Below are 8944 nucleotides of genomic sequence, written 5' to 3' on the forward strand. Positions count from 1 at the left end.
CGACGACGATCTTGGCGGAGGTGGTGGCGCGGCTGGGGGCGGCCGCGTTAGAGCTTGCGAAGTCCACTGAGGACCCTTTCGAGCAGCGTGACGTCAGGCGTACCGCCCGACTCGCCCGCCGCGGCGGGCTGGTGGATGGCGACCAGACCGGCTTCCGCCAGGTCTGCAACGAGGATGCGGGCGACACCGAGCGGGACTCCCGCCAGCGCGGAGATCTCGGCGACCGACTTGACCTCACGGCACAGCGCCACGATGCGGGCGTGCTCGGGCAGCAACGCGCCGGGCGGGTTGGTGCCCGTGGTCGAGATCAGCGCCTCGATGGCCAGCTGGTAGCGCGGCCTGGTACGTCCGCCGGTCATGGCGTACGGGCGGACCAGCGGCTGCTGCTCGTAGCCGTCCGACTGCTGGCCGCCGTAGCCGTTTCCGTACCCGTTGCCGTACGAGCCGGCGGGTGTCGGGGGCATTGCGTCCTCCTTGTGCTGCGGTCGTTCGCCGTCGGAGCCCCGGGCCTGCAGGCTGACCGGCTGTCAGCCGCCGAGCGGCGAAGACTTGGGGGTGGGTGTGCCGGACCCGGTTTCGAGCGGGTCCGGCACAGTGAGGGTGGTGCTGAGGAGCCGAAGGGACCGGACCGGCCGTCAGTGCAGCAGGCTGCCCTGGAGCTCGGCCCGCAGAGCGGGAGTGAGGACCGCGCCGGCCCGGTCGACCAGCAGGGCCATCTCGTAGCCCACCAGGCCGATGTCGGAGTCCGGCGAGGCGAGCACCGCGAGCGCGGAGCCGTCGCTGACCGCCATCAGGAACAGGAAGCCCCGCTCCATCTCCACGACGGTCTGGTTGACCTCACCGCCTTCGAAGATGCGGCTGGCGCCGGAGGTCAGCGAGGTCAGCCCGGAGGCGACCGCGGCGAGCTGGTCGGCGCGGTCCCGCGGGAACCCCTCGGACATGCACAGCAGCAGACCGTCGGCGGAGACCACCACCGTGTGCGACACCCCGGGGGTGTTGTCCACGAAGTTGGTGATCAGCCAGTTCAGGTTCTGTGCGGCCTGGCTCATCATCTGACTCAACTCAACGCTCCTGGTGCTCGGGGCCGAAGCCGTTGTTGCCATCGGCGTCGAACTGGGCTCCCCGGTGGCCCTCGGACGTGCCGCCGAAGTCGAAGCCCGGCCGCTGCTGCGGCGCGGGACGGCCGGGGCCCGGCTGCTGCGAACCGGCCTGGCGGCCCTGCTGGATGCCGCGGCGCAGGTTGGTCAACCGGCCGCGCACCTCCTCCGGGCTGCGCGAGACCTGCGGACCCGTCAGCGGGCTGGCCTCGGCGCTGCCGGAGACCAGGTTGGCCTGCGGGGTGCGACGCGGCAGCCCCGAGATGGTCAGGCCGTCGGTCTGCGGCTCGCGCATCTGCTCGGCCCGCCGCCAGCGCTCGTCGTTCGCGGACGGGCGCCACGGGGCGTCCGGACCGGGACCGGCCGGCTGCTGCTGTGGGGCCTGCGGCTGCGGGGCCTGGGGTGCCTGCGGCTGCGGGGCCTGGGGTGCCTGCGGCTGCGGTGCCTGCGGGGCCGGCCGCTCCGCCGCCGGACGCTGCGGGGCACCCTGCGGGGCACCCGGCGCCGGACGCTGCGGCATGCCCTGCGGACGCTGCTGCTGGAACGGCTCGGCCTGCTGCTGCGGCTGCTGCGGCCGTGCGGCCGGAGCCTGCCGGGCCGGGGCCTGCGGGGCCGGGGCCTGCGGGGCCGGCCGGGCCGGCTGCTGGTCGAACTCGGGCGCAGTGGTACCGGGCCGCTGCGGCTGGTACCCCCGGGCACGGACCTGCTCACGGGCCGGTACCGGGGCGGCGGCCGAATCGCCGGCGGCCGGCAGCGCCATCGGCTGCGGCCGCTCCGCGAACTGCTGCGGGACCGCCCGCTCCTGCGGCACCGGGGGCATGCCCTGGCCCACCGGGTCCGGCAGCACCGGCTCCACCAGGCCCAGGCCCAGCGGGTCGCGCGGGTCGATGTCGGACGCCTCGAAGCGCGGCCGGGCGAACGCGCCCGTCTGGTCCGCCGGAGCGGCTTCCAGCGGGGCGGCCGGCTGCTGCTGCGGCAGCGGACGGCGCGGCGGCTGCTGCTCGGCGCGGCCGTGCTGGGTCGGTTCCCCGCCCGGACGGCGCTCCAGGCCGGGACGGCCGTCGGCGGGACGGGTCCGCTCCGGACCGCCCTGCGGACCCTGCGGGCCCTGCGGACGACGCGGACCGCCCTGCGGCCCCTGCGGAGCCTGCGGGCCCTGCGGACGGCGCGGCGGAAGCCCGCCCTGGCCGCCCGGCCCGCCCTGCAGGCCCGGCGCACCGGACGCACCCGGCACCCGCCGCGGCGGCAGCCCGCCACCGGCCGGCGCACCCGCGCCCGGACCGGCCGGCGCACCGGCGCCCGCGCCCGGACCGGCCGGGGCCGACGCACCCGGCGCCGGGTTGTCACGCAGCGACTGGCCGACCGAACGGGTCGGCAGACCACCGGTGCGGCCGCCCTGGGCCGAGCCGGTGCCGAACGCGCCGCCGGGGCCGAAGCCGCCCTGCGCGGGCGCCTCGCCCGGCCCGCGCCGGCCACCCGTACCCGCCGGGCCCGAGGGCGCGGCCGGAGCGGACGGACCGGACGGAGCGCCCGGGGAGAACATGTCGGGGCTGCCGCCCATCGGGCCCTGGCCGAGCTGCGGACGGCCACCCGGGCCGCCCTGCCCGCCGGCCGCCGGAGCCTGGCCGAGCGCGGTGCGCGCGCCGGGCAGGTCGCCCGCGGGGCGGCCCTGCTGACGCGGCGTCGGCGCGACCCCGCGCTGCTGCCGGCCGCCCTGGCCGGGCGCGCCGCCCGGACCGGGCCGGTTGCCGCGCCGCTCGGCGGAGTTGGTGACGTCCACCGGCAGCATGACCAGTGCGGTGGTGCCGCCGGAGTCGGACGGGCGGAGCTGGATGCGGATGCCGTGTCGCAGGGACAGGCGGCCGACCACGAACAGACCCATACGGCGGGACACCGAGACGTCCACGACCGGCGGGTTGGCCAGGCGTTCGTTGATGTCGGCGAGGTCGTCGGGGGAGAGGCCGATGCCGGTGTCGTGGATCTCGATCAGCACCCGGCCGTCGGGCAGGGCGTGACCGGTGACCCGGACGCGGGTCTGCGGGGAGGAGAACGAGGTGGCGTTCTCCAGCAGCTCGGCGAGCAGGTGGACGAGGTCGTTGACGACGCGGCCGGCGACCTCGGCGGTGGGCACCGAGGCGAGTTCGATGCGCTCGTACTGCTCCACCTCGGAGGCGGCGGCGCGGAGCACGTCGACCAGCGGGACGGGGCGGGTCCACCGGCGGCCCGGGTCTTCACCCGCGAGGACGAGGAGGTTTTCGCCGTTGCGGCGCATGCGGGTGGCGAGGTGGTCGAGCTTGAACAGCGAGGCCAGCTGGTCCGGGTCGGCCTCGCGGCTCTCCAGTTCGGAGATCAGCGACAGCTGGCGCTGGATCAGGCTCTGGCTGCGGCGCGACAGGTTGGTGAACATCGCGTTGATGTTGCCTCGGAGCAGCGCCTGCTCGGCGGCCAGTCGGACCGCCTCGCGGTGCACCATGTCGAAGGCGTGCGCCACGTGGCCGATCTCGTCGGCGGAGTCGACGCCGACCGGCTCGACGGTGACGTCGACGTCGTGCGGGTCGCTCTCGGAGAGCGTCTTGACCAGTTCCGGCAGGCGGCGCTCGGCGACGTCCTCGGCGGAGGCCTGCAGACGGGTCAGCGAGCGCACCATCGAGCGGGCCACCAGGGCGGCGCCGGCGATGGCGACGACGAGCACCAGGGCGACCACGGCGGCGTTGATGACCGACTCGGTGTCGATGTCCGACTGCAGCGCCTGGGCCTTGCCGTCGAGGACGTTGAGCAGGTTGTTCTCGATGGTCTTCTCGGCGGTGACCTTGGAGGTCGACTTGTCGAACCAGTCCTTGTAGGACGTGTTGTCGGTCTGCCGGATGCCGTTGGTGTTCAGCGCCTGCTTGGCGAACCGGTCGGCCTCGGCGACGACCTGGTTGTAGCTCATCGCCGCGCGCAGCGTGCGGGCCTCGGCCTCGCCGTAGATGGCGGTGAAGTTGGCGAGGGCGTTGTCCTCGGAGCTCATCAGCCGGACGCCGAAGGTCTCGTCCGAGGCCGACAGGTGCGGGCCCTTGGGGTTGGCGAGCGCGGCGCTGATCAGCGCGCGCTGCATGGAGGTGTACTCCTTGGCCGTGGAGAACTGGAACAGCGCCCGGGTGGTCTTGATCAGCTCGGTGGAGTTCGAGGTGATCGCGATGTCCTGGGTGGCGCCGATCAGGTCCTTGATGATCACGTCGTAGTTGGTGATCGTGGCCTGGATGTTCTCGGGGTCCTTGAACGCGCCGCTCCGGGCCCGGGGCAGCGTGTTGAGGTCCTTGCGGACCTGCAGCAGCAGGGTCTTGGAGCCGGCCAGGTCGAGGTTGTCGAACTTGTCGGCGCTGGCGTTGAAGGTCTTCGACAGCGTGTTGGTCTGCTTGTACGCGTCGGCGATCTCGGGGTCGTTGTCGGCGCTGCCGCCGGTGGCCAGCGGACCGGCCGAGATGTCGCGCTCGTACTGCAGGGCGTTGGCCAGTGCGGTGGCGTTGCGGGCGAGCTCGGCCAGGTCGCTCATCTGGGACAGCTGGCGGGAGTTCGCCATCGACTCCTGCACCCGCAGGCCGCCCAGCACCAGCGAGACGATCACGGGCAGGAACAGCAGCGCGATCAGACGGGTGCGGATTCGCCAGTTGCGCATGGCGAAGCGGCTCGCGCCGGTGGCACGACGGCGGTTGAGCGTGCCGCGCAGCCTGGCGCGGCGGCTCTGCTTGTCGGCCGGCTCGCTGCCGTCCTGCTGCTGTGGCGCGCTCGCGGCGCCCGGGGCACTGCCGGTGGCGGCGGCCTCGGCGGGGGCGCCGAACGGCCGCTCACCCTGGCCTGTCGGCGGTGCCGCCTGGTGGGCGCCGGCCACGGGCTCCCGCGACTCCGGCTCACCCGCGGCGCCGTTGCCCCTCTTGAAACGTCCCTGCACTGGCGTCGCAACCTCTGGACCGGGCGCCCTTCCCCGCCGGGCGGAGATAGAGCGGTGTCGAGTTTTTCCGTGGCATTCCAGCACAGCGGGGGAAGTCCAACAAGGGCCGTTACGACTCGGCGCCCAGGGCTACCCACTGCGTGCGGCAACTCACGGTCCGTGTTGCTTCGGGTTCGGAATACGGTCCTTTTCGGACACTCGCCCTGGCCATGTCAACAAAGAGGAAGATCGGCTTGTGCGGCAAATGTCCGCAATATACCGGAATGGTGGATTTTGCCATTGGTCCGGAATCACCACTTCCACACACTTTGAACCGGTAATTGTGAGCAAACTCACAGCTCGATGTATAGCTTTGGTCACGGCCGCTGTGGAATGGGCTACCTAACCTGGCAGGGTTGAGCGGAGCCTGCCCAGCGGCGGGCTCGCGCAAAAGTCCGTTCGAGTGAAACAAGGTGCAGACGCAAATGTCCGAGACGACCACGACGGCCACCCGTTCCACGGCCAACCCGCGCCGCACCACCCTGGCCTCCGTCGCGGACTTCTCCGAGCTCCCCGGCTTCGGCGCCCGCACGCCCCGCACGTACGCCACCTCGCTGCCCGCCGTCACCGCCAACCCGCGCCGCACCGTCCTGATGGCCGTCCCGGCCACCCGCCTGCCGCGGGTCTGACCCCTGCGCCGATAACCTGGTGGCACAGCCGGGCCCGGCACTGCGGGCTCGGCAACCGCCCGGGAGCGTCCGGGCGGCCGACGAACCGAGAGGTTGCAGGGCTGTGCGTATCGCCAGGTTCTCCGTCCGTGAAGGGAGCCCCGCGGCGGGCTCGGTCTCCTTCGGAATCATCGAGGGGGACGCCGCACAACCCGATTCGCTGGTGGTGCACACCCTCGCGGGGCACCCCTTCGGCGCCCCCCAGCCGACCGGCGAGACCCACCGGCTGCAGGACGTCCGGCTGCTGGCCCCGATGCTGCCCAGCAAGATCGTGGCGGTCGGCCGCAACTACGCCGACCACGCCGCCGAGCTGGGCAACGAGATCCCGGCCGTGCCGCTGACCTTCTTCAAGCCCTCCACCGCCGTCATCGGCCCCACCGAGTCCATCGCGTACCCGCCGTTCTCCTCGGACGTCCAGTACGAGGCCGAACTCGCCGTGGTGATCGGCCGGATGTGCCGCGAGGTGCCGCTCGACCGGGTCCCCGAAGTGATCTTCGGCTACACCTGCGCCAACGACGTCACCGCCCGCGACGTGCAGCAGCGCGAGGGCCAGTGGGCCCGCGCCAAGGGCTTCGACACCTCCTGCCCGCTCGGCCCGTGGATCGAGACCGACCTCGACCCCGCCGACCTGGCCGTCACCTGCACCGTCAACGGCGAACTGCGCCAAGCCGGCCGCACCTCCCAGATGGCCCGCTCGGTCGCCGAACTGGTCGCGCACATCTCCGAGGCGATGACGCTGCTCCCGGGCGACGTCATCCTCACCGGCACCCCCGCGGGTGTCGGCCCCCTGAACATCGGCGACGAGGTCGCCGTCTCCGTCGAAGGCATCGGCACCCTCGCCAACAAGGTCGTCAAGCGATGAAGGATGCAGTAACCGTGGCTGACAAGAACCCCGACGTCCGGGTCCGCTTCTGCCCCTCCCCGACCGGTAACCCGCACGTCGGCCTGGTCCGCACGGCCCTCTTCAACTGGGCCTACGCCCGCCACAACGGCGGCACCCTGGTGTTCCGGATCGAGGACACCGACGCCGCCCGCGACTCCGAGGAGTCCTACAACCAGCTGCTCGACGCGATGCGCTGGCTCGGCTTCGACTGGGACGAGGGCCCCGAGGTCGGCGGCCCGCACGCCCCCTACCGCCAGTCGCAGCGGATGGACATCTACGCCGACGTCGCGAACCGCCTCCGCGAGGCCGGCCACGCCTACCCCTGCTACTGCACCACCGAGGAGCTGGACGCCCGCCGCGAGGCCGCCCGCGCCGCCGGCAAGCCCTCCGGCTACGACGGCCACTGCCGCGACCTGACGGCCGACCAGATCGCCGTCTACGAGCAGGAGGGCCGCCCGTCGATCCTCCGCTTCCGGATGCCCGACACCACCCTCACCTTCGACGACCTGGTCCGCGGCCCGATCTCCTTCGACCCCAAGGACGTCCCCGACTACGGCATCGTCCGGGCCAACGGCGCCCCGCTGTACACCCTGGTCAACCCCGTCGACGACGCCCTGATGGAGATCACCCACGTGCTCCGCGGCGAGGACCTGCTGTCCTCGACGCCGCGCCAGATCGCCCTCTACGCCGCCCTCGCGGACATCGGCGTCGGCAACGGCACCACCCCCCGCTTCGGCCACCTGCCGTACGTGATGGGCGAGGGCAACAAGAAGCTCTCCAAGCGCGACCCGCAGGCCTCCCTCAACCTGTACCGCGAGCGCGGCTTCCTCCCCGAGGGCCTGCTCAACTACCTGGCCCTGCTGGGCTGGTCGCTCACCGACGACCGCGACATCTTCGACATCGACGAGATGGTCGCCGCCTTCGACATCGACGACGTCAACGGCAACCCGGCCCGCTTCGACCTCAAGAAGGCCGAGCACCTCAACGCCGAGCACGTCCGCCGCCTCGCCCCCGAAGAGTTCGTCAACCGCCTGGTCCCCTACCTCCAGGCCGCCGAACTCCTCCCCGCGGAGCCCACCGCCGAGCAGCTCGACCTGCTCGCCAAGGTCGCGCCGCTCACCCAGGAACGGATGGTCGTCCTCTCCGAGATCGTCGCCATGGCCGGCTTCCTGTTCGTCGCCCCCGCCGACTTCACCGTCGACCCCGAGGACGCCGCGAAGGTGCTCACCGCCGACGCCCGCCCCGTCATCGAAGCCTCCATCAAGGCACTCACCGAACTGACGGACTTCACCCCCGACCCGATCCAGGCCACGCTGCGCGAGGCCCTGGTCGACGGCCTCGGCATCAAGCCCAAGTTCGCCTTCACCCCGCTCCGCGTCGCCGTGACCGGACGCCGGGTCTCGCCGCCGCTGTTCGAGTCCATGGAGCTGCTGGGCCGCGAGGAGACGCTGCGCCGCCTCCTCGCCACCCTGGAGCTGCTCCCGGCCTCCTGACCCCCCTGCGGCCCCTGAGGCCGCCTCCGGCACCCCTGCGGGCCAGGTCGCTGACCTGGCCCGCAGGTGTCCTGCGCACGGCCTGCAGTTATCGATTTTGGAGCCGGGCCGGGCGTCGGGTAATGTTCTTTCTGCGCCGCCCGGGCAGGGAGGCGCAAGACACCGAGGAAGGCCCCGCAGGGGTTGAACTCTGGTGGGGTATGGTGTAATTGGCAGCACGACTGATTCTGGTTCAGTTAGTCTAGGTTCGAGTCCTGGTACCCCAGCGCAGCACGCAAGTGATGCATTGCCCCCGTTGTGTAGCGGCCTAGCACGCCGCCCTCTCAAGGCGGTAGCGCCGGTTCGAATCCGGTCGGGGGTACGCAATTCTTGACAATTGCAAAATGAATGAGACAAGCCCCCGTTGTGTAGCGGCCTAGCACGCCGCCCTCTCAAGGCGGTAGCGCCGGTTCGAATCCGGTCGGGGGTACTCTCATTCAAGCTAGGGCCCCCGTTGTGTAGCGGCCTAGCACGCCGCCCTCTCAAGGCGGTAGCGCCGGTTCGAATCCGGTCGGGGGTACTTTTGGGGTATGGTGTAATTGGCAGCACGAGTGATTCTGGTTCATTTAGTCTAGGTTCGAGTCCTGGTACCCCAGCCAAGATTTTCCAAGCTCCGGGCAACCGGGGCTTTTTTGCGTTCCCGCCCACGTGCACCACGGCGACTCGCCTTTCCCCGGCCCACCCACCCGCCCGCGCACCCGCCAGCTCAGGTGCACCCCACGGTCCCATGGCGGACGCTGCCGCTACCGGCCGGTGTTGCCTGGCCCGGCGCCCTCGGCGTTCCGCCAGCTCAG

General features: G+C 72.0%; 6 protein-coding genes and 5 tRNA genes. 8 read left to right on the top strand and 3 right to left on the bottom strand.

The window, feature by feature from the left end; all coding sequences use genetic code 11:
- Window positions 1-47: 47 nt before the first annotated feature.
- From ACGFWJ_RS30455 to ACGFWJ_RS30465, 3 genes are all read right to left on the bottom strand, one after another.
- Window positions 48-464, bottom strand: a complete 417-nt coding sequence (locus tag ACGFWJ_RS30455; protein WP_387649183.1) for a DUF742 domain-containing protein — start codon at window positions 462-464, stop codon at window positions 48-50.
- 171 nt (window positions 465-635) lie between these two features.
- Complete coding sequence (locus tag ACGFWJ_RS30460) at window positions 636-1049, bottom strand: roadblock/LC7 domain-containing protein (protein ID WP_030057391.1); 414 nt, start codon at window positions 1047-1049, stop codon at window positions 636-638.
- A gap of 13 nt (window positions 1050-1062) precedes the next feature.
- Complete coding sequence (locus ACGFWJ_RS30465; RefSeq protein ID WP_392955270.1) at window positions 1063-5028, bottom strand: nitrate- and nitrite sensing domain-containing protein; 3966 nt, start codon at window positions 5026-5028, stop codon at window positions 1063-1065.
- Window positions 5029-5492: 464 nt separating this feature from the next.
- Here ACGFWJ_RS30465 and ACGFWJ_RS30470 point away from each other — a divergent pair, with 464 nt between their 5' ends.
- The 8 genes from ACGFWJ_RS30470 (at window position 5493) to ACGFWJ_RS30505 (ending at window position 8749) form a co-directional block, all read left to right on the top strand.
- Window positions 5493-5696: a hypothetical protein gene (locus ACGFWJ_RS30470; RefSeq protein WP_392955272.1), complete on the top strand. Its 204-nt coding sequence runs from the start codon at window positions 5493-5495 to the stop codon at window positions 5694-5696.
- Between the two features lie 103 nt (window positions 5697-5799).
- Window positions 5800-6597 (top strand): fumarylacetoacetate hydrolase family protein, encoded by a 798-nt coding sequence (locus tag ACGFWJ_RS30475; RefSeq protein WP_380488852.1) that lies wholly within the window; start codon window positions 5800-5802, stop codon window positions 6595-6597.
- The gene (gene gltX, locus ACGFWJ_RS30480) at window positions 6594-8111 is read left to right on the top strand and encodes a glutamate--tRNA ligase (protein ID WP_387649192.1); all 1518 of its coding nucleotides are present in this window, start codon (window positions 6594-6596) and stop codon (window positions 8109-8111) included. The genes ACGFWJ_RS30475 and gltX overlap by 4 nt, the downstream gene beginning before the upstream one ends.
- A 194-nt stretch (window positions 8112-8305) precedes the next feature.
- A tRNA-Gln gene (locus ACGFWJ_RS30485) sits at window positions 8306-8377 on the top strand.
- Window positions 8378-8399: 22 nt separating this feature from the next.
- A tRNA-Glu gene (locus ACGFWJ_RS30490) sits at window positions 8400-8472 on the top strand.
- Between the two features lie 35 nt (window positions 8473-8507).
- Window positions 8508-8580, top strand: a tRNA-Glu gene (locus tag ACGFWJ_RS30495).
- Window positions 8581-8597: 17 nt separating this feature from the next.
- Window positions 8598-8670 (top strand) — tRNA-Glu (locus ACGFWJ_RS30500).
- 4 nt (window positions 8671-8674) lie between these two features.
- Window positions 8675-8749: transfer RNA gene (locus ACGFWJ_RS30505), tRNA-Gln, on the top strand.
- The last annotated feature ends 195 nt before the right edge of the window (window positions 8750-8944 follow it).

The organism is Kitasatospora sp. NPDC048407, from assembly GCF_043200475.1.
GTDB lineage: Bacteria > Actinomycetota > Actinomycetes > Streptomycetales > Streptomycetaceae > Kitasatospora.